Origin of the sequence: Maribacter aestuarii (assembly GCF_027474845.2) — a bacterium.
GTDB lineage: Bacteria > Bacteroidota > Bacteroidia > Flavobacteriales > Flavobacteriaceae > Maribacter > Maribacter aestuarii.
Window position 1 is genome coordinate 2,643,935 of record NZ_CP107031.2, and the last position, 23,308, is coordinate 2,667,242.

Below are 23,308 nucleotides of genomic sequence, written 5' to 3' on the forward strand. Positions count from 1 at the left end.
TACTAATCCTGACCTTTGGGATTTTACACGGGGCCAATGACATTAAGTTGCTCCAAAAAGTAAATAAAAAGATAAATACAAAAAAAGGTTTTCTTATAACCTTGTTCTATTATGTTTTGTTCGTGGGGGGAGTGGTCTTTTCTTTCTTTTTCTTCCATTGCTTGCGTTGGGACTTTTTGTCTTATTTAGTGGCTATCATTTTGGAGAGCAACATTGGATCAGTAAAACAAGAGGACATTCAATTTTTAATTCGTTGTTTTTTCTTTCTTACGGACTTTTTATTCTTTTTCTCATTTTTTCCGCACACAGTTTTGAGGTTTCTCAAATTGTAGAGAAGATATGCGGTTTTAGTCCTGCAAATAGTTTCTATCACTATGGCACTATTTGTCTTGGTCTAATGACCTTCTTTCTTGGTGCTTTTGGATACTTAAGAAAAATTTTCGTCTTTAATATAGTCAAACAGATTTTTTATATCGCCATTTTTTATATCGTTTTCAATTCTGCCTCGTTATTGTGGGCCTTTGCTATTTATTTTATACTCTGGCATTCTTTACCATCTATGGTTGATCAAATTCAGTTTTTATACGGAAGGACTAATGCAAAAACTATGAAGAAGTACTTCTTCTCCTCGTTTCCTTATTGGATAATCTCGGTGATAGGCATGGGTTTAATTCTCTTTATTTTCAAGGACAGTTTAAGCACGTCCTTAGCATTTTTCTTTTCGTTTCTAGCGGCAATCACATTTCCACATGTGTTGGTCATTAAAAAACTAAATAAAAATTAAAAGCTTACCCTAAAACTGGCATTCGGCGTTACTCCCAGCGAGATTCGTTGCACCGTTTCCACTTCGTTGGCATCGTTTAGACGATAATAGGTGTTCAGAGTGTTTTTTCGATTCGTGAAGTTTAAGATGGATATTCCAAATGAGGATCTTATCCTAGGCGAAAGAGAGAAGTTGTAATTAGCAGAAGCATCTGCCCTAAAGTATTCCGGTAACCTGCTAGTGTTGGGTTCTTGATAATTGATTTCATTTGGGAAAACCAAAGTATTTATAGGAGTTTCGGTATCGGGTTGCGTAAAGGGTTTACCGGAACGATAATTCAAACCCACTCCCACTTTTAGATTTTTAAGATTATAATTCCCGGCTAACGTAAATGAATGACGAATGTCCAAATTGTTGGGAAAATTTGGCGGTGCGATAGCCTCAAACGTGTAGTCGTTTAAATTGTAGGTGTAACTAAGCCATGCACTGTAATCATTGTTCTTTTTATTAATAAGAAACTCAAGTCCTTTAATGGTATAGCTGCCTACCTCGCCGTCGAATTGATTTTGATTTTGAAAACCTTGGGTTCGTACATTTATACCATTTACCTCTTTATAAAACCCTTCAATACCTATATAAAATCGATTCTCATCATAATTGAAACCTAGGGAGCCTTGCTTACTCTTGGTTACAGGCAATGTGCTTCCGTCCGCTAAAATCCATCTTCGTTTTTCAAGACCTAGAAAATTTTGTTCCAAGTCTATAATTTGATTGGTCGTCTGACTTTTAAACTCACCTAAAAGCTCGGTCTTAAAATTTGGTGCCAGCTGATAACTGATGTTCAATCTGGGTTCTAGAATAAATTCATCAAAGGTATTCACATTGGATATGTAGTTTAAGCGCCCGCCAATTTGCGCAAAGAATTTTCGGTTCTCGGAAATGTAATTGACTTCTGAAAAAACAGCGTTGGTGTAGATAACACCTTTGACATTACTTATAAACTGTGGTTCGTTCAAATCGGTCTTGTTCTGTATGCCTGTTTCTGTTACCTGTAGGCCATTGATCCAGCTAAGTTTGTCGTTGATCTTATAATTGCTGGTTAGTTTGGCACTTTTTTCCAGTACTAGGTTGTTTTGAATGAGACGTTGCCGATCATTATTGGAAATACTTAAGGCATTTAGACGGTATCTTGTGTAATACAGATTTAAATGTGTAGAGAAATCATCAGTCCAATCGCTTTCCAATGAACTGCCAAAGGAAATATTAGTTTGATCAAGATTACTTTCGTTGGAACGACTTCCATCAGCATTGGTTTCCAGATAGTCTAAATTGTTATTTATATTGATAAGACTGAACCTTACGCGCTGGTAACGGTTGATATCGTACAAAACCTTTCCTGTGAAATCATAAAAATAAAAATCGCTATCCGCTTGCACGTCGCTATCTTGGAAGGCTTTTTCCGAAAACGTATCATAAGTAGGGGTATTTAAAAAGTCGGTATAGGAACGTCTTCCCGAAAATTGCATGGCCAGATTTTCTTTTATAGGTATTTGAGCAAAAACATCACCGCTAATGAGGTTTACTCCAGCTCCTCCAAAGAGTTCACTTTGGACGGAATTTTTGGTCCGCATATCCAAAACCCCACTCACTCCATCCCCATATTGGGCACTTGTCCCATTTTTTATTACGGTAACTTTATCGGTCAGGTAGGGGTTAAAAGCGGATATCAATCCAAAAAAATGTCCAGATTGATACATTTTAATACCGTCCCAGAGAATAAGGTTTTGGTCATTTGTTCCTCCCCTTATGTTTATGTCGGAAACGGTTTCGTCTACACTCCTAATTCCTGGAAGGGCTTGTATGGTCTGTAAAATATCAGGTTCTATAAGTCCGGGCAGTATACCGAATTCAGCTGTGTTCAGCTGAATACTGGCATCCGTAAGTTTGGAGAGTCCACTGGTCAAGAATTTATAAACGACCACCTCGTCCAGTTCTTGGTAGCTCAAAGCCAAAGCAATCGTAATGCAGGGATTTTGCGAAACCAACTGCTCTGCCGTAACAAATAAGGTCTTATATCCCAGGTGTTTTATTTGGACTACCGCTTTCCTTGGAATGTTGTCAAATTGAAAATTACCCTGAAAATCGGTAATAGCGGCAATGGAGCTACCAAGCACCTGCACGGAAGCTCCTGGTATGGTATTGTTCTCAAAATTATCCAAAACCCGGGCACAGATATCTACTGTAGTACTTTTGGAAATAGTGTAATATCTGTCGCTTAACTTTTGGATTTTAAGTTGTGTCTGTTCCCTAATGGTTTCCAATATGCCTTTTAGGGTTTCGTCAGTGGGGCGATTAATGAATATGGATTCTAAATCCTCATCAATAAAAGAGAATTTAATATTGTAAATCGACTCCACTTCTTGGATAAGGGTGATAATATTAATTTTAGTATTTGGGGCGGTTTGAGCCGTACCCTTACCCACGGAGAGTAAGAATAGAAAAAGAAGTAGTAAAGATGCAAGCGTATTAAGGTGCGCTTTCCCCATAGAACAGCACTTTATTCCCCTCTAATTTAAACTTTATTTGAAGAGGAACGCTAATACTCCTGAGGGCTAAATCTGTATCCGAGTTACTAAAAGTACCTGTGAACAGCTGTGAGGTGTCAATATTCTTAAGTTGAACGGTTAGATTATGCTGTCTTTGAAACTCCTCTAAAACATATTTTAAAGGAATACTTTTAAAAGAACTTTCATTCTTCATCCACGAAGGCTGTCCATTTTTCGCAACGGTAGATTTAGTTTCTTCCCCATTAATTGCGACAAAGGAATTTCCTGCAGCGAGCTTCATTTCTTTTCCATTAAAGGTTACGCTCACCAAACCTTCAAAACAGGAAACTTCAAAAAAGTCGCCCCTATTTTCCACATTAAATTGAGTACCTAAAACTGTTACAGTCCCTTGTTCTGTCTCTACAGTGAATTTTTCACCCTTGGCAACCTTAAAGAAAGCCTCTCCACTTAGAGATATGTTTCGTTCTTTATCCCAGTTTTTTTCGCTAAACGATAGTTGAGATTCTGCGTTCAATATAATTTCAGAATTGTCCGGTAATACTATTTCTTTAGTTTCCGCATAATCCGTAGTAAAGGATTCATCTAGCGTACTTAAATAGAAATAGGAACCGGTTAAAAGTACAGCTATTACGGCCGCAATACGCAAGAACGTTTTAAAAGGAGATAAAGTTATAACCTTAGGTCGCTCTGCACGTCTAGTTACAATTGCCTCCCAGGCCCTTTCTTCGTCAAAAGAAGGTGCTTCAAGCGTACTCGAAGTTTCTAGAATTCGCTGATAAGTGGCGTATTCCTCGGACGTTTTAAATTCCGAAAGTTCCGCCTCAGAGAGTTCATTGTTCAGCCATTTTGCCAAGTAATTTTCTTGCATGATTTCTAGCTTTATACCTTAATAACAACTTACAATTTAAAAACCCTACTTTACTTTTCTGTATTTGGTATTCAGATGTTACTATTAAGTAGGACAAGTAAATAGTTTTCTAGTACGCGACTTAATTATTTTTTCTTTTTACCATCAACCATCAACCATCAACCATCAACCATCAACCATCAACCATCAACCCTTAAATTCCATCAATCCGTTCCCTTAAGCTCTTAAGTGCCAAATGCATTCTTTTTTCAATGGCCTTAACACTTACACCTTCCATTTCAGCTATTTCAGCATATTTTTTTCCGTCGATTCGATTTAACAAAAAAGTAGTGCGCTGGTTATCTGGTAAATCATTTAGGGCTTTGTCCAATTTCTCCTTGAACTGGTTTTCCTCCATTAAAAACTCTGGGGATTCGTTCGTGGTTTTTAACGTTTTGTCTGCATATTTTAATCGGACTTTTTCTGCCTTTATAACATTTAAATAAAGATTGTTCGCAACAGTATATAAAAAGGATTTTGCTTTTTCCGGGGTAACCTTCGCGCAGTTCTCCCAGAGCTTTACAAAAGCTTCCTGCACGGCATCGTTCGCTTTTTCTTCGTTACCGAACTTATAGAAAATATAGTTGAAAATGGTTTTTGAGTGCGCTGAAAAGATACTACTGTATACTTGTTCCTCGCAAACGTTTTGGTTGTCGGCTGGCATGGAATACTGCTGTTTTCTCAAAGATATTTTAAAAAAATTAAAAAAACGGGTAGGGTTTTTAAGAAGTGGGTTGTTTTAAGACCATACGAACAATTAATACCAAATCGTTATGAAAAAGTTTTTTAGTTTTAAAGTCTATGCCATCCTACTTATGGCAGTACTAAGTTTTAATTCGTGTCAGGACGAATTCGAAGAAATAAATACCGGTGATGAACCACAAGCTATCATGGCTAATTCATCGACCGCAATTTTAGTTCAAAAAACCGCGACACGGGATGGTTCTTTTGACAATATCGTGGACGGTGCAAGTTGTATCGATATAAAATTCCCTTACACGGTTGAAGTAAACGGATTGGAACTAACTATCAATTCTAGGGAAGATTTACATTTAATAGAAGAAATTTTTGATGAGATTGATGATGACGAGGACTTTTTAGAAATTCTTTTTCCAATTACCATAACCTCTGGTGATTTTACGGAAATAACCATTAACGGCATCGATGATTTGAGGGAACTGGCCGCCGAATGTAAAGAAGGTGGTGAGGATGATGATATTGAATGCGTGGATTTCGTGTATCCTATGACGCTGTTTACGTTTGATATTAATCTAGAACAAACCGGAAGTGTTGTTGTGGAGAGCGATAAAGACCTTAGGATTTTCTTTGATGGGTTGGATGATGATGACTTAGTGAGTTTTAATTTCCCAATAACATTGGAACTTTACGACGGCACTAAAGTTGAAGTCAACGGTAACGAAGAATTGGCAAGAGTAATAGAGAATGCCAAAGATGCTTGTGATGAGGATGACGACGACGATTATAACGATGATGATTTTGATGAGGAGGATATTGAATCGTACTTAGTGGATTGCCCATGGTATGTTTTGGGAGTTCTTAATAGTGATGTTGATGAAACTATGCTATACGTAGACTACTTGTTCAATTTTATGGAAGATGGTAATGTTGTTTTAAAGAATAGATTAACTCTTGATGAAGCAATTGGAACGTGGTCTTATACCATTGGTGAAAACGGAGCAACAGTTACCCTTAATATTGAATCTATAACGGACTTTAATCTGAAATGGAATATTTATAAGACTGCTGAAGGTCGGATAAAATTAATAAATGGGGAAAGCAATAGGATTATCATGAAGAAAGTGTGTGAAGATGATGAACCTAAAGATCCAAATACGTTAAGGGAAGTATTGAAAGAATGTGAGTGGATCATAAAGAAAGTTAAGAACCAAGGGGAAGAAATTGATAGGCTGTTAGGTTACGAATTTAAATTCATGGCCGAAGGTGTTGTTACCTTGAGTAACGGAATCAATACTTCAGAAGGTTCTTGGGAAATTAACCTTAATACAGAAGGTAGACTCGTAATGGCCATTACCATGGGAGATGAACCAGGTGTGAGTTTTGAGTGGCCACTGTCCGATCTAAGAAATGATAGGTTGAAGTTTGAAGTTGAGGAGATTGATTACGAACTGGTATTGCAACGTGTTTGTGATGATAGTGCTAATGATGGCGATGTTCCTGAAATACGAAACATCATGATGGGAGGTGAATGGAATGTAGCTTCCTATATAGAGGATGGTATGGATAGTACTGTAGATTACAACGGTTACAGCGTTCAATTCATGGCTGATCATCAGATATCAGTTTTGGAAGGTGGACAAGCTTTCGGTGCTGGACTATGGAGAGCGCTTAGGGACAGTGAGGAAGGACTTAAAGTTTATTTGAATTTTGGGGATAGCTTCCCATTTGATGAGTTGACCGATGATTGGACACTCGTTTCTATCACCGATACTCGGATAGAGTTGAAGGATATTAGTGGAGGCGACGGTTCAATTTCCACTCTAGTATTCGAAAAACCATAAAGTAAATATAACCTTCAGGTACTCCCCCGGCCTGAAGGTTAATTATTGTTCAACGCTAATTTTTTAATTATGAAATCGGTTCTAAAATTTATTCCTTGCTTGCTAGTATGCTTTTTGATGATCTCTTGCGAAAGTGAAGATGACGGTACTATAGAGGTGTCGACAATCGATGTTGAACAGGTTAAGGCCGTGATAGCATCAGGCACCTGGTCTGTGGCAACTTATGAGGAGGACGGCATGGATCAAACCTCAAATTTTTCGGGCTACGGATTTAGCTTCAATGCGGACGGGATCATAAATGTGAGTAATGGATCTACATCAATTTCCGGTGCATGGTCAATACTTTCAGATTCTAGCAGTAGTGATGACGATAGTAATGACAATGATGATATCGATTTCAATATTTTCTTTACATCACCTGCAAACTTTGCTGAAATTTCAGAAGATTGGGAAATTGTATCCTATAGCAGTACGCGTATTGAGCTTAGACATGTAAGTGGAGGGGACGGTAGTGTGGACAGGCTTATATTCGAAAAACAATAATGAAAATAAACATCCAAATACATACCGCTAACAGTAATGAGTTGGGCCTCGTTAGCGGTATTGATGGAGGTTAAACTGGGAAGTATTTGAAAATCGTAACACCTTTTTTGCCCCACAACCCAGAAAGAGAGCATCCATGTAATATGGATGCTTTTTTGTTTCATAGATTTTAAGGTACTTGCTACGGTACTTCCCGTTGATATTGTTAAATTTGCTCTCCCCATAAAATTGAAGACAGATGTTTGATAATTTAAGCGAGAAGCTAGATAAAGCCCTCCACGTCCTAAAGGGACATGGGCAGATTACAGAGATAAATGTAGCGGAGACTACCAAAGAGGTGCGAAGGGCATTGTTGGATGCAGATGTCAACTTTAAGATTGCCAAGGAATTTACCAATAGGGTTAAAGAAAAAGCGCTGGGTCAAAATGTATTGACGACCTTGCAACCCGGTCAATTAATGGTCAAAATCGTTAAGGACGAGCTGACCCAATTAATGGGCGGAGAGTCGGAAGGTATTAATCTTTCTGGTAATCCATCTATAATATTAATGTCCGGGCTCCAAGGTTCCGGTAAAACCACCTTTTCGGGTAAGCTTGCCAATTTCCTAAAAACGAAAAAATCCAAAAACCCTTTGTTGGTGGCCTGTGATGTTTACAGACCTGCGGCCATAGATCAGTTACATATAGTCGGTGAGCAAATTAATGTTCCCGTATATTCCGACCGGGAGAATACTGATCCGGTAGCCATCGCTAAAGCTGGAATTGCACAAGCAAAAGCTCAAGGTAATAATGTGGTCATCATAGATACTGCAGGTCGTTTGGCAGTGGATGAAAAAATGATGGCGGAAATATCCGAAATCCATAAAGCCATAGAGCCGCAAGAGACTCTGTTTGTAGTGGATTCCATGACGGGTCAAGATGCCGTTAATACAGCCAAGGCATTTAACGATATCCTAAATTTTGATGGGGTCATATTAACCAAATTGGATGGTGATACCCGAGGTGGTGCTGCCATATCCATTAAATCGGTTGTGGATAAGCCCATAAAATTCATTGGTACCGGGGAGAAGATGGAGGCCATAGATGTATTTTATCCCGACCGTATGGCGGACCGTATTTTGGGTATGGGAGATGTTATTTCTCTCGTGGAACGTGCCCAGGAACAGTTTGACGAGGAAGAGGCCCGCAAAATCCAAAAGAAAATTGCCAAGAATAAGTTTGGTTTTGATGACTTCTTAAGTCAGATACAGCAAATTAAAAAAATGGGGAACATGAAGGACCTCATGGGTATGATTCCCGGGGCTGGTAAGGCCCTTAAAGGGTTGGATATAGATGATGATGCGTTTAAACATATTGAGGCGATTATACATTCCATGACCCCGGACGAGCGATCTACGCCCGCCAAGCTGGATGCAAGTCGTAAAAAAAGGATTGCCAAGGGCAGCGGTAGGGATGTTAAAGAAGTTAATCAGCTGCTGAAACAGTTTGATCAAATGAGCAAGATGATGAAAATGATGCAAGGTGGCGGAGGTAAAAAAATGATGCAGATGATGCAGAATATGAAGTGATTTAGGAAGTAGTAATAATTTAAGTATACAAGTTAGCATGGAAATTCTTGACGGGAAAAAAGTATCGAACGATATAAAGCAAGAGATAGCGGCGGAAGTGGCAAAAATGAGGGAGCGAGGGGAGAAGGTGCCTCATTTAGCGGCTATAATTGTAGGGAACGATGGTGCTAGCTTAACCTATGTAGGTAGTAAGGTACGTTCCTGTGAACGGGTTGGTTTTGAGTCTACGCTGGTAAAGATGCCCAGTACCACTTCAGAGCAAGAATTATTGAAAAAGATCCACGAACTTAATGAGGATGATAACATCGATGGTTTTATCGTACAACTTCCATTACCGGAACAAATAGATACCCAAAAAGTTATAATGGCCGTGCATCCTGATAAAGATGTTGACGGTTTTCACCCCACCAACTTTGGTAAGATGGCATTGGATATGAGTACGTTCATTCCAGCCACTCCTTTTGGTATTTTAGAGCTTTTGGAGCGCTATAATGTGGATACAAAAGGAAAACACACCGTGGTAATAGGTCGTAGCCACATTGTAGGGAGACCCATGAGTATTTTAATGGGGCGAAAAGGATGGCCAGGAAACTCCACAGTAACTTTAACACATAGCCATACCAAAAACATTACTCAGATTATTTCTCAGGCAGATATTGTTATTTCTGCTTTAGGAGTTCCAAATTTCCTTAAAGCAGAAATGGTAAAGGACGATGCCGTGGTAATAGATGTAGGCATTACTCGTGTCCCAGATGATTCGCGTGAAAGGGGCTATTATATTACTGGGGATGTGGATTTTGAAAATGTAAGCAAGAAAGCCTCCTTTATTACTCCAGTTCCTGGAGGAGTAGGGCCTATGACCATAGCCATGTTGTTGAAAAATACTTTACTGGCAAGAGAACGACACAGAAATAAAGAATAAAAGTCCGAAAGGGCTTTTTTTATTTCTAAATATTAACATTTGTTACGTAACACAGGACTCATTAGTAAGTCTAACTAGAAGCTAAAATCAATAATAACAAAATGAACAAAACAAGAATTTTTAAAATTGGTATACTTTCTACTATTCTGGTAGTATCGTCATGTAAAACGGAGAAAGAGGAAACCGCTGAGAAGGAGTTGACTTCCGGAATACTCACGGAGTATATGGACACCTCTGTAAATCCCGGAGATGACTTTACGGCTTACGTAAATGGTACATGGGTAAAGAACACAGAGATACCTGCCGACAAATCTTCGTATGGGGTAGGATATATAGTCCATGAAGAATCCGAGGACAATGTAAAAAAGATTATTGAAGAGTCGGCTTCTGGCGATTTCGAAAAGGGATCGGACGAACAGAAGGTTGGTGACCTTTACAAATCTTTCATGGACATGGAGAAAAGAAATGAATTGGGTGTTGCCCCGTTGCAACCTGAATTTGAAAAAATAGAATCGATTAAGAATTACGATGAACTGGCCACTTATTTTGCTTATGCTAACAAGTATGGCATTAATAGTCCCTTAGGACTGTTTGTTTATCAAGATTTTAAAGATCCAACCATCTACACCGTTTATACTTGGCAAGCGGGATTGGGATTGCCGGATAGGGAATATTATTTAAAGGAAGACGAGCGATCCAAGGAAATTAGGTCCAAATATGTTGCACATATAGAGACAATGTTCGATTTAGCAGGACTACCCAATGGCGCTCAATCTGCAGAAAAAATATTGGATTTGGAAACAAAAATTGCTTCCAAACACCTGGAAAAAGAAAAAACAAGGGATTTGGTAGGGTTGTACAATATGTTTCCCGTTGATACCTTGTCCAACATAATGCCGAAATTTAATTGGACCAATTTTCTTTCTGAGGCCGGATTGGCCAATCAAGACAAGTTAGGGGTCTTAATGCTGGATTACACCAAAGCTTTGGATAAAATCATTTCTTCAACGGATTTGAATATTTGGAAGACCTATTTGAAATGGAGTGTTTTGGATGCCAATGCATCACGCTTATCCGAATCTTTGGACAATCAGAATTGGGAATTTTTCAGTAAGGAATTAAGAGGAACCCAAGAGCAGCGTCCCATGTGGAGAAGAGGAGTGTCTACGGTGAATGGAACTTTGGGAGAGGTTGTGGGCAAGGTATATGTAAAAAGGCATTTTTCCGCCAGAGGCCAAGGAACATATGGAGACCCTTGTAAATAACTTACTTAAGGCTTATGAAGTAAGTATTAAGGAATTGGACTGGATGAGCGAAGAAACCAAAAACGAAGCCTTGGATAAGTTAAGTAAGTTTACCCCAAAGATTGGATATCCCGATAAATGGAAAGCCTACGATTTGGACATAGAGCCCGACGACCTTTATGGGAACCTACGCAGGTCTAGCTTAATGGAATATAACAGGGAACTAGCTAAACTTGGTCAACCTATAGATAAGGATGAATGGGGCATGACACCGCAGACGGTTAATGCCTATTATAATCCTACCATGAACGAAATTGTATTTCCTGCGGCAATATTACAACCTCCATTTTTCGATTTAAATGCAGAAGATGCGGTAAATTATGGAGCTATCGGAGCTGTAATCGGACATGAAATTGGACACGGATTCGATGATATGGGTAGTACATTCGATGGTGACGGTGCCATGCGCAACTGGTGGACCGATGCCGATAAGGAAGAGTTTAAAAAGCGTACTGGGGCATTGGTAGAGCAGTATAATGGATTTGAAGTATTACCTGAAGTAAATGTAAACGGAGAATTCACCTTAGGTGAAAATATAGGCGACCTAGGAGGGCTGAGTATCGCACTCAAGGCCTATAAAATGTCTTTAGGAGATGAGGAAGCTCCCGTAATGGATGGTTTTACTGGAGATCAGCGGGTATTTATTGGATATGCACAAGCATGGAGGAATAAGATGCGAGACGAAGCCTTACGCGTTCAAATTAATACAGATCCACATTCTCCGGCGGATTTACGGGTAAACGGTATCGTAAGAAATGTGCCGGAGTTCTATAGTGCCTTTGATGTTAAGGAGACAGATTCACTTTATTTGGCTCCGGAAGAACGGGTCAAGATTTGGTAGCAAAAAAATCTAGTTAACAGAAAAACCTCCAATCCTAGGATTGGAGGTTTTTTATTTTGGCGCGTCCGATATGGTCATACCTGTTGCGGTGGAATCAATAGGTTTAAGAATATCAATGTCGTTGCTGTCATCATACTCGCAACTAATAATGAAAGTCATAAACCCGATTGCTACCATAAAGTGTATTATTTTTTTCATGACGTAGTAATTCAGTAGGTGCAATCACCTCGTACATACTTTAATTTAACGTAGAAATCTTGAAATTGTTATTTGCTCCTTTTGGGGAATAACGTATCTTTTAGGAAACAATTCCAACCATGCAAAAAATTTTAATTATTGGCCTACTGGGTGTTCTGCTATTTGTAGGATGTGATCAGAACAAAAAAGAACCATCCATTTCCATTCATGTTTCGTTCAATAATACGGCAAGCGAAATCCCTAAAGATGGTAGGCTATTATTAATGCTTTCGAATAATGACGAAAAAGAACCACGTTTTCAGATAAATGACGGCCTTGCGGGACAACTGGTTTTTGGGATGAATGTTGATGGGATGAAGCCTGGGGACATTATCACTTTTGATGAAACCATTTTTGGGTATCCATTTTCTAGTTTGGCAGAAGTTCCTCCAGGGGAATATTCGGTTCAAGCACTTCTGCATACCTACGAAACCTTCAATCTTTCTACTGGCCACACAGTAAAATTACCTATGGATAATGGGGAAGGTCAGCAATGGCGCAGTTCTCCGGGAAATTTATACAGTAAACCCTTTATGATAAGGGTGGTGGAGAATGGAATTGAAAATGTTGAGGTAGTAATGGATCAGGTTATCCCACCAATTCCAGAGCCAGAAGATACGAAGTGGATTAAGCATATAAAAATAAAATCGGAAAAACTGTCCGAGTTCTGGGGAAGGGATATGTATCTGGGGGCCCATGTCTTATTGCCTAAGGGATTTGATGAGCATCCCGAGGCTAAATATCCACTTATGGTATTTCATGGTCATTTCCCGGACGATTTTGGAGGTTTTAGAACTACCCCTCCTGATCCTGAAATGGAACCAGAATATTCAGAGCGTTTTGATTTGGAAGGATATAACATTATTCAACAACAGGAGGCCTATGATTTTTACAAGCGATGGAACGAGCCTGACTTTCCCAGAATGCTCATTATAGAAATCCAGCATCCTACACCATATTATGACGATTCTTATGCCGTAAACTCCGCAAATCAGGGACCTTATGGGGATGCTATCACTTACGAATTGATTCCTGAAATCGAAAAACGTTTTAGGGGAATGGGCGAAGGTTGGTCCCGATTTTTGTACGGTGGTTCAACCGGAGGTTGGGAAGCTCTAGCGGTACAAGTCAAATACCCAGAGGAATACAATGGCTGTTTTGCGGCCTGCCCGGATCCCATAGATTTCAGGGCCTATTGCCTCACCAACATTTATGAGGACGAAAATGCCTATTATTACGAGAGTGCAAATAAAATCTTGGAAGTTCCCGCGCATAGAGATTATCTGGGTAACATTCAATCTACCTTAAGAGAAGGCAATCATCTGGAATTGGTATTGGGCGATAAATCGCGCTCGGGCCAACAATGGGATATTTGGGAAGCTACCTATTCTCCCCAAGGAGACGATGGGTACCCTGTAAGGATATGGGATAAAATGACCGGGGATATTGATCATGAGGTGGCCGAATATTGGAAGGAGAATTTTGACCTTCGCCATATACTAGAACGGGATTGGGATAAATTAGGGGAAAACCTAAAGGGTAAAATCCACATTTATTGTGGCGATATGGACAACTATTATTTGAACAACGCGGTCTATCTGATGGAGGATTTCTTAGAAAACACCACGGAGCCCTATTACGAAGGGGAAATTTTATATGGAGATCGTGCCGAGCACTGTTGGAACGGCGATCAGGAACTGCCTAATGCCATTAGCAGATTACGATACAATAGCATGTATGTGCCAAAAATCATGAAGCGTATAGCGGAGAGCGCACCCAAGGATGCGGATTTGACCAGTTGGAGGTACAAATAAGAGTTCTACAAATGAACAAAACGAACAAAGTAGCGTGGTTTGTATTTGGATTCCTGGCGATTGGGGTTGGCCTCTATCCGCTTATGTATGTATTTGCAGATGGTGAAATTGGATTGCGTTTGTCAAAATCCGAAGAGTTGTTGGCCAATCTTGCATGGAACATCGGTTTTTTCGGTCATATATGCCTAGGGGGCCTAGCGTTGATGGTGGGTTGGGTGCAATTCAGCAAACGCTTTCGTAATGCCAATTTAAAGCGTCACCGTACCATTGGAAAGATTTATGTTGGGGCAGTTTTAATTAGTGGCCTATGTGGTGTTGGTATTGCTTTTTACGCCACGGGTGGGCTAATAGCACAAGCTGGATTTTTAAGCTTGGGCATAGTTTGGCTTTATTTTACGCTGATGGCGTACAGGGCAATAAGAGCTAGGGATATAGATAAGCATCGGGTGTTTATGATTTATAGCTATGCCGCGTGCTTTGCCGCTGTAACGCTGCGTATTTGGTTGCCGCTACTCACAATAGCCTTTGGATCTTTTATTCCGGCCTACCGAGTTGTAGCTTGGTTATGTTGGGTTCCGAATATGGTTTTTGCCTACTTTTGGGTGCGTAGAAAAGGATTGACTTTAGGATGATAGCTACCAAATGACGTTGCTACTAAGAGAAATGAAGGAAGAAATAGAAATTATTTTCCAAAGATTGGACCAGCTAAAAATAGATAGTAGCCCTTTATTCGGTAAGATGAACGCGCATCAAATGGTTTGTCATTGTACAGACCAAATTAGGCTTGCGCTAGGTACTTTTATGGCAGAGGAATACGGTAGATTGAAACCCAAAGAAGTCATTGCCTTGTCCAAAGCCGGAAAAACAGTCCCTGCCGCTAAAGGTCTTGGTCAGGTGGAAGGTGGCGGAACGAAACCTATTAATTTTTCAACCGATGTAAAACTTTTGAAACAGCACATATTGGATTTCTCAATGTTAAACGAGAATTTCGAATTTGGATTACATCCTTATTTTGGTAAAATGAACAAAGAAAAATGGATACGTTTAACCTTATATCATTTGAATCACCATTTCAATCAATTTGGTTTGTAAACATTTACCATTTTAAAATTATAGAATTACTTTTAGATAAGTCTAATTCCATTTAAGATGAAAAACTTAATACTCTTTAGTCTGATTTTGACCTGCACATTAAGTGTAGTATTGGCTCAATCAGGTAAAGTTTACGATAACCTTACCATGACCAGCGAGCTGTTAAAAGGCGAACGTAAGTACGCCATTTACCTTCCGCCGGATTATAATAGTTCCGAACGGAGTTATCCTGTGCTATACCTCTTGCACGGTGCTACCGATGACCATACGGGTTGGATACAGTTTGGCGAAGTACTACGTATAACGGATAATGCCATAAAAGACAGTACTGCAACCCCGATGATTATAGTTATGCCCGATGCGGATACTGGCAGAATGGGTTATTTTAATGCTGGGGATTGGAAGTACGAAGATTTCTTTTTTGAAGAATTTATGCCCCATGTTGAAGAAAAATATCGGATTAAAAGAGAGAAAAGGTACCGGGCGGTTGCCGGACTTTCCATGGGCGGTGGCGGTTCTTTTATGTATGCGCTACACCGTCCCGAGTTGTTTTCATCAGCCTGCCCGTTAAGCGCGTATGTCGGTCCTTTGACAATGAAGGAATTGGAAGAACGGATGGAATGGTACAAAGAAACATATACCAAGGCCGAACTGAAGGCATATTTTGAACGGCACAATGTTTTAGAACTGCTCAAAATTACGCCTGTTGATGAGGTGAAATCTGTTCGTTGGTATATAGATTGTGGGGACGATGATTTTTTATATGAAGGGAATAGTTTGGTGCATATCGCAATGAAGAAAAAAGAAATCCCACACGAGTATCGAGTTAGGGAAGGTGCCCATAATTGGACGTACTGGCGAGAATCACTTCCAACGGTCTTGGGATTTGTTTCCGAGGCTTTTCATCAATACTGATAACAACTATACGTTGTTTTAGGATATTTTTGATATGAAAAAATATAAATCAGGAATAAGTTACGGACTCTTAGCTGCTATCATCGTTATTATAATCGCTCCCATAATTTTTTTACCTTTCAATATTTTAGTGATAATCATTAACCTTTTTGTTTTAATATTTATTTTCCATCTATTTTGGAATACGTATTACATCATTGATGGTAAAGACTTGATTATAAAATCAGGGTTCGTGGTAGATAAAAAGTTAGCTATTGATTTAATCAGAAAGATTTCGGAGACAAGTAGTATTATGAGTGCACCGGCAGCATCTTTTGACCGACTCGAAATTAATTATGGTAAGTACAGTTCTATTATTATTTCGCCAAAAGATAAATCCAATTTTATAAAGGATATTTTAAAAATTAATCCTGCAATCGATATAAATAAAAAGGGCTTTAAATTATGATATATAGAAGATTTGGTAAAACCAATTGGCAAGTTAGTGAAGTAGGTTATGGCATGTGGGGAATGGCCGGATGGACGGAAAGTAGTGATAAGCAATCCGCTTTGTCTTTAGACCTGGCAGTTGAAAATGGCGTGAATTTTTTTGATACCGCTTGGGGCTATGGTGAAGGACATAGCGAAGAACTTCTGGGTCAATTGGTTAGAAGGCATCCGTCCAAAAAATTATACATGGCAAGTAAGATTCCTCCAAAGAATTTCAAATGGCCGGCAAAACCTGAATATAGTTTTGAAGAGTCCTACCCGGTGGAACACATCATGGATTTTACTCACAAAACCTTAAAAAATCTGAGAACGGAAAAATTAGATCTCATGCAGTTTCATACTTGGGATGATGGTTGGAGCCATCGGGAAGAATGGCAGCGGGCGGTAGAAGATTTAAAAACTTCGGGTAAGATTGCGGCCATGGGCATCAGTATGAATCGATGGGAGCCGGAGAACGGAATCAAGGCCTTAGAAACGGGTGTTCTAGATGCGGTCCAAGTCATCTACAACATTTTTGACCAAGCCCCTGAGGACAAGCTTTTCCCGTTATGTGATAAATTGGATATTGGAGTTATCGCCCGTGTTCCTTTTGATGAGGGTACATTAACGGGTAATATTACCAAGGAGACTACATTTCCAGAAGGTGATTGGCGTGGCACCTATTTTGTCCCTGAGAATTTGAATTCGTCAGTGGAGCATGCGGATGCTCTACGCCCCCTAATCCCTGAAGGAATGACCATGGCAGAAATGGCATTGCGATTTATTTTGATGAATAAAAGTGTAGGAACCGTAATTCCAGGCATGAGAAAGCAGCGGAACGTTTTGGCGAATACTGCCACAAGTGATGGAAAAGGTTTGTCCTCGGACTTGTATCAAGAATTGAAAAAGCACCGTTGGGATAGAAAACCGACAGCTTGGTCACAATAATTTCTTGTAAAAAGGAATAGAGGTGGTTTTTACTTTGCAAAAAGCTGATTCATATCCTTGAATGCTTTGAACTCCAAGGCATTGCCGGCAGGGTCTAAAAAGAACATGGTCGCTTGCTCCCCTACCTGTCCTTTAAAACGGACATAGGGCTCTATAACGAATTTTATTTTTTTGGACTTTAGCTCCTCTGCAAACGACTCAAAAGTTTCCCAAGGTAGGACTACCCCATAATGTGGTACCGGTACGTCGTGTCCATCCACTGGATTGTGGTGAAGGCGTTGGTCATCCGTTTTTGGCTTGTAATGAATAACCAATTGATGTCCGAAGAGGTTAAAATCCACCCAGTGGTCACTGCTTCTACCTTCTTCGCAATTAAGTATTTCCCTGTAAAATGTTCTACACTCCGATAAGTTGTGGACCGGAATGGCAATATGGAAAGGAGTAACCTTGGTCATTGAATTTTTAGTTTCAATAAAAATAGTGCTTTTCTAGGATTCTAGAAAGGCTACGATTTGGTCATTTACTTCGTCTTGATGCATGGAGTGGCCCAAACCTTCGGTAGTCCTGAGTTCGCTGTTTTCCCATTGTGAACTTACCTGTTCCGAAGCGTGGTAGGGTGTAATTTTGTCAAACCTGTCATGAAATAAAAGCCCCTTTTTTCTATTGGTCCTTGCAAATCTAGAAGTAGAAAACTCACGAATCGTAAATCCAAATCTTTTATGAATATAAGTATCTAAAGCACTAAGTACTTTGCCATTAAAACCCAACAAGGTTTGAAAGTGGGCTATGATTTCATGAAATTCTGAAGGAGAGCCGATAGTCACAATTTTCTTTACAATAGGGCTGGGCCTTAAATTTTCGTTGTATAAGATAGTCATACCGCCCACGGAGTGACCAATTAAGAATTTAGGATTGTACTTTTCAATCATAAAATGTAAGATTTCGGCATATAAGGGTACATGAAGATAACTTCCAGAGGAGTTTCCATGTCCAGGAGCGTCGAAAACAATAATATCGTAATTAGCTTCCGTTAGCTTTTGGATAAGTCTATGCCAGCGCCATGCATTACTTTCCCAACCGTGTGCCAGTAGCACCGTTTCCCTGGTACCTTCCCACTTATAAGTTTGTACACTGTGTTCTGCAATGTCGTGAACTTTGTGTTTGGCGGAGTTTAAGTATGCTTCTTGATTATTTAGAACACGACCTTTTCTCACTTTACAGAAAATTTTAAAAGCTTTTTCTGCTGCGTCGTTTGGATTGAAAACAGTATAGAGGTTAAGTAGTTGCCCGTAGAGCTTTGGAACAGATTGAGTAAGTAGTTTTGCCATACGGTTACTTTTAGTAACTTAGTGATATATAGTTATCAAAAATAAACAAATCGATTTACAAATTATTGGGTTACAAATTCAACATTAAGTATGGAAACGGAAACTATTATTGATAATCAGCAACTTAAGAATGCAAAAAAAATTAAAAAAATGTTCGGACATATAGATTATCGGAATCCTCCGGAACTATGTCCTGTGCGCGATGTGCTTTCTTTAGCTTCCGACAAATGGAGTATTTTAATCGTACTGTACCTCGGTTACTACCCGGTTTTGAGATTCAATAAACTGAAAAAATATGTTTACGGTATATCCAACAAGGTATTGAGTGAACGTCTTAAGGTTTTGGAAACGGACGGCTACCTTACCCGAAAAATGTATCCGGAAGTCCCCATACGCGTGGAATATAGCCTTACTGACTTTGGTAAAAAATATGTGGAACGTTTGATAGATCTAACGGAATGGATGCAAATGAATAGTCCAAAAGTGTTGAACAATAAGGATAGATTTGGAATAAAGTAGACCTTATAGAATATAGATATTGTTCTGACTTGGCCTAATCCCACCCAATCATCATGTACTTAATTTTAGCGGTATCTGGTATTTGAACCTCTTCCACATTGGTATTGGCGCTATAACGTAGACTTGCTGGTAACTGTGTTTTGTCAATGGTGAAATAAATATCGCTGTCCTTGAGTAGTATGACTACATTATTGATGGAGGTGATGATTTTCTTGATTTGATATTTTTCTTTGATATCCTTAAAAGTACTTTTAATAGTAATTCCGTTGGCCGTAGCGAACCTTGCGTCGTTAATTTGAACGTTCTGTACTTTGGGTATACTATCTAAATTAGGGGTGAGGGTCAACAAGTGCGACCCACCTTTTTCGAAAACTTTGATTTTGCTTGCACCACTGCCAAAGCTTAGTTTAACGGTATCCATCACAAGGGAATCATCGGCATAGATGAGTTCCAAATCCCGCGCCAAGCTATTCTTGTCCAGATTGCCTACTTGTCTGCTTGTTATCAGAAATTTAGGGTCTTTGTCCTCTTGGCATTGTGTTAAAAGGATTAGTGAGAAAAGTAAAATGATTGTTTTGATTGATTTCATAAATTTTAACGCATCACTTTTTTGAGTACACCGAGTACGCCCCTAATAAAAGTTGCGCTCGTCAATACTTTAATTACTGGATTTTGCCTTGTACTTGTTCTAGTACTAGTTCTTCTGCTTTGTGGTTTAGCTCTTTCTTTTTCGGCCAAAGCTTCGGCCTTTTCAATTTTCTCGTTCAGAATTTCATACGCACTTTCGCGATCAATGACCTCGCCGTACTTCTTCACCAAACTCGATTTTTTAATGACATCGGTAAGTTCGTTATCCGTAAGGATATCCATTCTACTCATGGGAGCCCGCAATAAAGTGGCCGCCAAAGGGGTTGGTCGCCCTTTTTCATCCAGAGCGGAAATAAGTGCTTCACCAATTCCCAATGAGGTAAGAACTTCCTTGGTGTCGTAAAATTTGGATTCCGGATAATTTTCCGCTGTTAACTTTATTGCCTTTCGGTCCCTTGCGGTAAAAGCCCTGAGCGCATGTTGTACTTTTAATCCCAGTTGCGCTAAAACCTCGTTCGGCACATCGGTTGGGTTCTGGGTAACGAAATAAAGTCCAATGCCTTTTGATCGGATTAGTTTTACAATACTTTCAATCTGATCTAACAAAGCTTTCGACGCTTCCTTAAAAATAAGATGAGCCTCGTCTATGAACAGAATCAGTTCCGGCCTATCACTATCACCTTGTTCTGGAAACTCCGCATAAATTTCTGCTAAAAGACTCAGCATAAAGGTGGAGAACAACTTGGGCCTGTCCTGAATATCGGTTAACCTTAATATATTGATATAACCTCTGCCATTTTCATCTATTCGGGTTAGGTCATCGACTTCAAAGGATTTTTCGCCAAAAAAGAGGTCGGCGCCCTGTTGCTCTAGTTCAATGATCTTTCTTAAAATGGTACCTGTAGAACTCGTTGAAATTCGACCGTAATCTTTGGTAAATTCCTTCTTTCCTGCGCCTGTTGCGTATTGCAATACTTTCTTAAAATCTTTAAGATCTAGAAGGGGCAGTTTGTTATCGTCACAATATTTGAAAATGACGGCTACAATACCTTCCTGTGTTTCCGTCAAGTCTAAAATGCGGGACAATAGGGTAGGACCAAATTCCGATACCGTGGCCCGCATCTTAACGCCATCTTGCTCCGATAAAGAGAGTATCTCTACCGGAAAGCTTTTCGCTTCGAACGGGATTCCTATTTTCGCATGGCGCTCGTCTATTTTAGGATGTCCAGGGCTGGGTTGTGCCAACCCGCTCAAATCTCCTTTTAAATCCATCAACAAAACGGGAATACCTTTGTCGGACAAGTTTTCGGCCAAAACCTGTAAGGTTTTTGTTTTTCCGGTACCTGTTGCCCCGGCTATTAAGCCGTGACGGTTAAGCGTCTTCAATGGTATTTTTACCAAAGCGTTGGTTACTGCCTCTTCCTCTAGCATTGCAGCTCCCATTACAATAAAGTCGCCCTTAGTGCTGTATCCCTCCTCAATATGTTTAAAAAATTCCTCCTTGGAACCCATGTGGTATATTTTTGATAAAAATAGCGGATTTTTAGGCAATAGTAAAGTGTAAATAACATGTGCTTACGAATAGTCAACTATTAGGCTATTTACATAATTCAAATATTTACAAAGAAGATTCATATTTTTAGTAGCGAAGTAATTGATATTATGGATTTAAATTTAATAAAGGTATCTTGATATGATGAAAAAAGTTGTAACGTTTGGAGAAATCATGTTGCGTTTGTCGCCTCCCGGATTTTTGCGGTTTTCGCAAACCAATAGTTTTGATGTAGTATATGGCGGAGGTGAGTCCAACGTAGCAGTTTCTTTGGCCAATTACGGAGTTCCAGTGGAGTTCGTAACACGTTTGCCCAAAAATGATATTGGGGAATGTGCTTTAATGGAATTGCGCAAGAGGGGTGTAGGTACCAATAAAATCGTTTACGGAGGGGACCGATTGGGCATCTATTTTTTGGAAACCGGCGCGGTGAGCAGAGGGGGTAAAGTTATCTACGATAGATCTCATTCCGCTATTGCAGAAATTGAAATGGGAATGATTGATTGGGATGCTGTTTTTGATGGTGTTGAGTGGTTTCATTGGACGGGCATTACCCCGGCCATTTCGCAAGGTGCCGCTGATGTTTGTTTGGAAGCGTTAAGAGCAGCGGATAAAAAGGGCATCACGATTTCTACGGATTTGAACTACCGTGCAAAATTGTGGAATTATAGTGGTGACCGTGAGAAGACAATGACGGAATTAACCTCCTATTGTGACATTATACTCGGAAACGAGGAAGATGCCGAAAAGCATTTTGGCATTCATCCAGAAGGTTTGGACGTTCATAAAGATGGACATGATGTTAAAGCGGAAGCATTTCTATCGGTTTGTAAGCAGATGATGCAAAAGTTTCCGAAAGCGAAAAAAGTGATCACCACACTTAGAGGATCCATTTCGGCATCACACAATACGTGGGCAGGTGTTTTATGGGACGGTGCCAAAATGTATGAAACCCGACAGTATCAGATTACGGATATCGTAGACCGCGTTGGAGGTGGGGATTCTTTTATGGGCGGCCTTATTTACGGTTTGCTCAAATATCCAGAGGATGATCAGAATGCGCTAGATTTTGCCGTAGCCGCCTCATGTTTAAAACACACCATTAAGGGCGATGCCAATTTGGTTACGGTAGAAGAAGTAGAAAAATTAATGGGTGGCGATGCTTCTGGAAGAGTCGCTAGATAAAACAAATCACAATTAATGGCAGAATATTCTAGAATTGAAGTAGCAACCGTAATGAAGGAAACTGGAATGGTTCCCTTATTTTATCACCCAGATATCCAATTAGGGAAAAAGGTTTTAAAAGCCTGTTATGATGGCGGAGCACGGTTAATGGAGTTCACGGCCCGGGGCGATTTCGCCTTTGAGGTGTTTTCGGAGCTCAACAAATATGCAATAAAGGAACTGCCCGGAATGATTATGGGCGTAGGTTCCATAACCGATGCTGGAGCTGCTTCTTTATTCTTGCAAATGGGGGCTAATTTCATAGTAACCCCTTCGTTAAGAGAAGATATAGCAATTGTCTGTAATCGAAGAAAAGTACTGTGGTCTCCAGGATGTGGATCTCTAACCGAAATTAACAGAGCCGAAGAAATGGGTTGCGAAATCGTAAAGCTATTTCCAGGGGATATTTATGGCCCCGATTTTGTCAAGGCCATCAAAGGCCCTCAACCATGGACCAGCGTTATGCCTACAGGTGGAGTAAGTACCGATGAAGCAAATCTTAAGGCTTGGTTTGATGCGGGAGTTACCTGCGTTGGAATGGGTTCAAAGCTAATCAGTAAAGAAGTTCTAGTTGACAAGGATTTCAAAGGCTTGGAAAATTCCGTCAGAGAAACCTTGAAGTTAATCCACACGCTTAAAAACTAATAATTCAGGTGCCAGTCTACATCA

The 23,308-nt window shown here is 39.8% G+C and carries 23 protein-coding genes and 1 pseudogene; 16 read left to right on the forward strand and 8 right to left on the reverse strand.

What is annotated here, in order from left to right; translation table 11 throughout:
- Nucleotides 1–145: 145 nt before the first annotated feature.
- Nucleotides 146–784 (forward strand): annotated as a pseudogene (locus N8A89_RS17815) (Brp/Blh family beta-carotene 15,15'-dioxygenase); the annotation flags it as partial.
- Here N8A89_RS17815 and N8A89_RS12005 read toward each other — a convergent pair.
- The 3 genes from N8A89_RS12005 to N8A89_RS12015 form a co-directional block, all read right to left on the reverse strand.
- Complete coding sequence (locus N8A89_RS12005) at nucleotides 781–3,309, reverse strand: TonB-dependent receptor (protein WP_281542484.1); 2,529 nt, start codon at nucleotides 3,307–3,309, stop codon at nucleotides 781–783. The pseudogene N8A89_RS17815 and the gene N8A89_RS12005 sit on opposite strands and share 4 nt — an antisense overlap.
- Nucleotides 3,290–4,198 (reverse strand): FecR family protein, encoded by a 909-nt coding sequence (locus N8A89_RS12010; protein ID WP_281542485.1) that lies wholly within the window; start codon nucleotides 4,196–4,198, stop codon nucleotides 3,290–3,292. Before N8A89_RS12010 ends, N8A89_RS12005 begins: the two co-directional genes overlap by 20 nt.
- 193 nt (nucleotides 4,199–4,391) lie before the next feature.
- Complete coding sequence (locus tag N8A89_RS12015) at nucleotides 4,392–4,901, reverse strand: RNA polymerase sigma factor (protein ID WP_281543383.1); 510 nt, start codon at nucleotides 4,899–4,901, stop codon at nucleotides 4,392–4,394.
- 109 nt (nucleotides 4,902–5,010) lie between these two features.
- On the opposite strand from N8A89_RS12015, the gene N8A89_RS12020 reads away from it, so the two are divergent.
- The 6 genes from N8A89_RS12020 to N8A89_RS12045 all read left to right on the forward strand — a co-directional run bounded on the left by N8A89_RS12020 (nucleotide 5,011) and on the right by N8A89_RS12045 (nucleotide 11,954).
- Nucleotides 5,011–6,777 (forward strand): hypothetical protein, encoded by a 1,767-nt coding sequence (locus N8A89_RS12020; protein ID WP_281542486.1) that lies wholly within the window; start codon nucleotides 5,011–5,013, stop codon nucleotides 6,775–6,777.
- Between the two features lie 69 nt (nucleotides 6,778–6,846).
- Complete coding sequence (locus N8A89_RS12025; protein WP_281542487.1) at nucleotides 6,847–7,320, forward strand: hypothetical protein; 474 nt, start codon at nucleotides 6,847–6,849, stop codon at nucleotides 7,318–7,320.
- Nucleotides 7,321–7,558: 238 nt separating this feature from the next.
- Nucleotides 7,559–8,887 (forward strand): signal recognition particle protein, encoded by a 1,329-nt coding sequence (gene ffh, locus N8A89_RS12030; protein ID WP_289644374.1) that lies wholly within the window; start codon nucleotides 7,559–7,561, stop codon nucleotides 8,885–8,887.
- Between the two features lie 37 nt (nucleotides 8,888–8,924).
- The gene (locus tag N8A89_RS12035; RefSeq protein WP_281542488.1) at nucleotides 8,925–9,809 is read left to right on the forward strand and encodes a bifunctional 5,10-methylenetetrahydrofolate dehydrogenase/5,10-methenyltetrahydrofolate cyclohydrolase; all 885 of its coding nucleotides are present in this window, start codon (nucleotides 8,925–8,927) and stop codon (nucleotides 9,807–9,809) included.
- Nucleotides 9,810–9,910: 101 nt separating this feature from the next.
- Nucleotides 9,911–11,074, forward strand: a complete 1,164-nt coding sequence (locus tag N8A89_RS12040; RefSeq protein WP_289644375.1) for a M13 family metallopeptidase — start codon at nucleotides 9,911–9,913, stop codon at nucleotides 11,072–11,074.
- A complete protein-coding gene (locus tag N8A89_RS12045) occupies nucleotides 11,055–11,954 on the forward strand; it encodes a M13 family metallopeptidase (RefSeq protein WP_289644376.1) in 900 nt (299 codons plus the stop codon). The genes N8A89_RS12040 and N8A89_RS12045 overlap by 20 nt, the downstream gene beginning before the upstream one ends.
- Nucleotides 11,955–12,005: 51 nt before the next feature.
- On the opposite strand, the gene N8A89_RS12050 is transcribed toward N8A89_RS12045, so the two are convergent.
- Nucleotides 12,006–12,152, reverse strand: coding sequence for a hypothetical protein (locus N8A89_RS12050; RefSeq protein WP_281542490.1), 147 nt, complete (start codon nucleotides 12,150–12,152; stop codon nucleotides 12,006–12,008).
- A gap of 119 nt (nucleotides 12,153–12,271) precedes the next feature.
- On the opposite strand from N8A89_RS12050, the gene N8A89_RS12055 reads away from it, so the two are divergent.
- From N8A89_RS12055 to N8A89_RS12080, 6 genes are read left to right on the forward strand one after another with little or no spacing between them, the layout of a single operon-like run.
- Nucleotides 12,272–14,005 carry an alpha/beta hydrolase-fold protein gene (locus tag N8A89_RS12055; protein ID WP_281542491.1) on the forward strand — a complete coding sequence of 578 codons (1,734 nt, stop codon included), beginning with the start codon at nucleotides 12,272–12,274 and terminating at the stop codon, nucleotides 14,003–14,005.
- A gap of 11 nt (nucleotides 14,006–14,016) precedes the next feature.
- Nucleotides 14,017–14,637 (forward strand): DUF2306 domain-containing protein, encoded by a 621-nt coding sequence (locus N8A89_RS12060; RefSeq protein WP_281542492.1) that lies wholly within the window; start codon nucleotides 14,017–14,019, stop codon nucleotides 14,635–14,637.
- Between the two features lie 31 nt (nucleotides 14,638–14,668).
- Entirely contained in the window at nucleotides 14,669–15,097 is a 429-nt protein-coding gene (locus tag N8A89_RS12065) for a DUF1569 domain-containing protein (protein ID WP_289644377.1), read from the forward strand.
- A gap of 57 nt (nucleotides 15,098–15,154) precedes the next feature.
- Complete coding sequence (locus N8A89_RS12070; protein WP_281542494.1) at nucleotides 15,155–16,012, forward strand: alpha/beta hydrolase; 858 nt, start codon at nucleotides 15,155–15,157, stop codon at nucleotides 16,010–16,012.
- Between the two features lie 34 nt (nucleotides 16,013–16,046).
- Complete coding sequence (locus N8A89_RS12075; RefSeq protein WP_281542495.1) at nucleotides 16,047–16,460, forward strand: PH domain-containing protein; 414 nt, start codon at nucleotides 16,047–16,049, stop codon at nucleotides 16,458–16,460.
- Nucleotides 16,457–17,428, forward strand: coding sequence for an aldo/keto reductase (locus tag N8A89_RS12080; RefSeq protein WP_289644378.1), 972 nt, complete (start codon nucleotides 16,457–16,459; stop codon nucleotides 17,426–17,428). Before N8A89_RS12075 ends, N8A89_RS12080 begins: the two co-directional genes overlap by 4 nt.
- A 29-nt stretch (nucleotides 17,429–17,457) precedes the next feature.
- Here N8A89_RS12080 and N8A89_RS12085 read toward each other — a convergent pair whose 3' ends face one another.
- Together N8A89_RS12085 and N8A89_RS12090 are read right to left on the reverse strand one after the other, a co-directional pair.
- Nucleotides 17,458–17,883, reverse strand: a complete 426-nt coding sequence (locus tag N8A89_RS12085) for a VOC family protein (RefSeq protein WP_289644379.1) — start codon at nucleotides 17,881–17,883, stop codon at nucleotides 17,458–17,460.
- 33 nt (nucleotides 17,884–17,916) lie between these two features.
- The gene (locus N8A89_RS12090) at nucleotides 17,917–18,756 is read right to left on the reverse strand and encodes an alpha/beta fold hydrolase (RefSeq protein WP_281542498.1); all 840 of its coding nucleotides are present in this window, start codon (nucleotides 18,754–18,756) and stop codon (nucleotides 17,917–17,919) included.
- Between the two features lie 90 nt (nucleotides 18,757–18,846).
- On the opposite strand from N8A89_RS12090, the gene N8A89_RS12095 reads away from it, so the two are divergent.
- Nucleotides 18,847–19,275, forward strand: a complete 429-nt coding sequence (locus tag N8A89_RS12095; protein ID WP_281542499.1) for a winged helix-turn-helix transcriptional regulator — start codon at nucleotides 18,847–18,849, stop codon at nucleotides 19,273–19,275.
- 34 nt (nucleotides 19,276–19,309) lie between these two features.
- Here the strand turns inward: N8A89_RS12095 and N8A89_RS12100 are convergent, their stop codons facing one another.
- Together N8A89_RS12100 and N8A89_RS12105 are read right to left on the reverse strand one after the other, a co-directional pair.
- Nucleotides 19,310–19,864, reverse strand: a complete 555-nt coding sequence (locus N8A89_RS12100; RefSeq protein WP_281542500.1) for a hypothetical protein — start codon at nucleotides 19,862–19,864, stop codon at nucleotides 19,310–19,312.
- A gap of 5 nt (nucleotides 19,865–19,869) precedes the next feature.
- Nucleotides 19,870–21,375, reverse strand: a complete 1,506-nt coding sequence (locus N8A89_RS12105) for a helicase HerA-like domain-containing protein (protein WP_281542501.1) — start codon at nucleotides 21,373–21,375, stop codon at nucleotides 19,870–19,872.
- A gap of 184 nt (nucleotides 21,376–21,559) precedes the next feature.
- Between N8A89_RS12105 and N8A89_RS12110 the strand changes: the two genes are divergently transcribed.
- Both N8A89_RS12110 and N8A89_RS12115 read left to right on the forward strand, forming a co-directional pair.
- Nucleotides 21,560–22,600 carry a sugar kinase gene (locus tag N8A89_RS12110; protein WP_281543384.1) on the forward strand — a complete coding sequence of 347 codons (1,041 nt, stop codon included), beginning with the start codon at nucleotides 21,560–21,562 and terminating at the stop codon, nucleotides 22,598–22,600.
- Nucleotides 22,601–22,615: 15 nt separating this feature from the next.
- Nucleotides 22,616–23,284, forward strand: coding sequence for a bifunctional 4-hydroxy-2-oxoglutarate aldolase/2-dehydro-3-deoxy-phosphogluconate aldolase (locus tag N8A89_RS12115; RefSeq protein WP_281542502.1), 669 nt, complete (start codon nucleotides 22,616–22,618; stop codon nucleotides 23,282–23,284).
- Nucleotides 23,285–23,308 lie beyond the last annotated feature (24 nt).

Coding starts and splice junctions, on each gene's coding strand:
- N8A89_RS12010 (WP_281542485.1), bottom strand. CDS start 4,198: ATGCAAGAAAATTACTTGGCAAAATGGCTGAACAATGAACTCTCTGAG.
- N8A89_RS12050 (WP_281542490.1), bottom strand. CDS start 12,152: ATGAAAAAAATAATACACTTTATGGTAGCAATCGGGTTTATGACTTTC.
- N8A89_RS12070 (WP_281542494.1), top strand. CDS start 15,155: ATGAAAAACTTAATACTCTTTAGTCTGATTTTGACCTGCACATTAAGT.
- N8A89_RS12040 (WP_289644375.1), top strand. CDS start 9,911: ATGAACAAAACAAGAATTTTTAAAATTGGTATACTTTCTACTATTCTG.
- N8A89_RS12005 (WP_281542484.1), bottom strand. CDS start 3,309: ATGGGGAAAGCGCACCTTAATACGCTTGCATCTTTACTACTTCTTTTT.
- N8A89_RS12020 (WP_281542486.1), top strand. CDS start 5,011: ATGAAAAAGTTTTTTAGTTTTAAAGTCTATGCCATCCTACTTATGGCA.
- N8A89_RS12025 (WP_281542487.1), top strand. CDS start 6,847: ATGAAATCGGTTCTAAAATTTATTCCTTGCTTGCTAGTATGCTTTTTG.
- ffh (WP_289644374.1), top strand. CDS start 7,559: ATGTTTGATAATTTAAGCGAGAAGCTAGATAAAGCCCTCCACGTCCTA.
- N8A89_RS12080 (WP_289644378.1), top strand. CDS start 16,457: ATGATATATAGAAGATTTGGTAAAACCAATTGGCAAGTTAGTGAAGTA.
- N8A89_RS12065 (WP_289644377.1), top strand. CDS start 14,669: ATGAAGGAAGAAATAGAAATTATTTTCCAAAGATTGGACCAGCTAAAA.
- N8A89_RS12110 (WP_281543384.1), top strand. CDS start 21,560: ATGAAAAAAGTTGTAACGTTTGGAGAAATCATGTTGCGTTTGTCGCCT.
- N8A89_RS12055 (WP_281542491.1), top strand. CDS start 12,272: ATGCAAAAAATTTTAATTATTGGCCTACTGGGTGTTCTGCTATTTGTA.
- N8A89_RS12115 (WP_281542502.1), top strand. CDS start 22,616: ATGGCAGAATATTCTAGAATTGAAGTAGCAACCGTAATGAAGGAAACT.
- N8A89_RS12085 (WP_289644379.1), bottom strand. CDS start 17,883: ATGACCAAGGTTACTCCTTTCCATATTGCCATTCCGGTCCACAACTTA.
- N8A89_RS12015 (WP_281543383.1), bottom strand. CDS start 4,901: ATGCCAGCCGACAACCAAAACGTTTGCGAGGAACAAGTATACAGTAGT.
- N8A89_RS12075 (WP_281542495.1), top strand. CDS start 16,047: ATGAAAAAATATAAATCAGGAATAAGTTACGGACTCTTAGCTGCTATC.
- N8A89_RS12095 (WP_281542499.1), top strand. CDS start 18,847: ATGGAAACGGAAACTATTATTGATAATCAGCAACTTAAGAATGCAAAA.
- N8A89_RS12105 (WP_281542501.1), bottom strand. CDS start 21,375: ATGGGTTCCAAGGAGGAATTTTTTAAACATATTGAGGAGGGATACAGC.
- N8A89_RS12045 (WP_289644376.1), top strand. CDS start 11,055: ATGGAGACCCTTGTAAATAACTTACTTAAGGCTTATGAAGTAAGTATT.
- N8A89_RS12090 (WP_281542498.1), bottom strand. CDS start 18,756: ATGGCAAAACTACTTACTCAATCTGTTCCAAAGCTCTACGGGCAACTA.
- N8A89_RS12060 (WP_281542492.1), top strand. CDS start 14,017: ATGAACAAAACGAACAAAGTAGCGTGGTTTGTATTTGGATTCCTGGCG.
- N8A89_RS12100 (WP_281542500.1), bottom strand. CDS start 19,864: ATGAAATCAATCAAAACAATCATTTTACTTTTCTCACTAATCCTTTTA.
- N8A89_RS12035 (WP_281542488.1), top strand. CDS start 8,925: ATGGAAATTCTTGACGGGAAAAAAGTATCGAACGATATAAAGCAAGAG.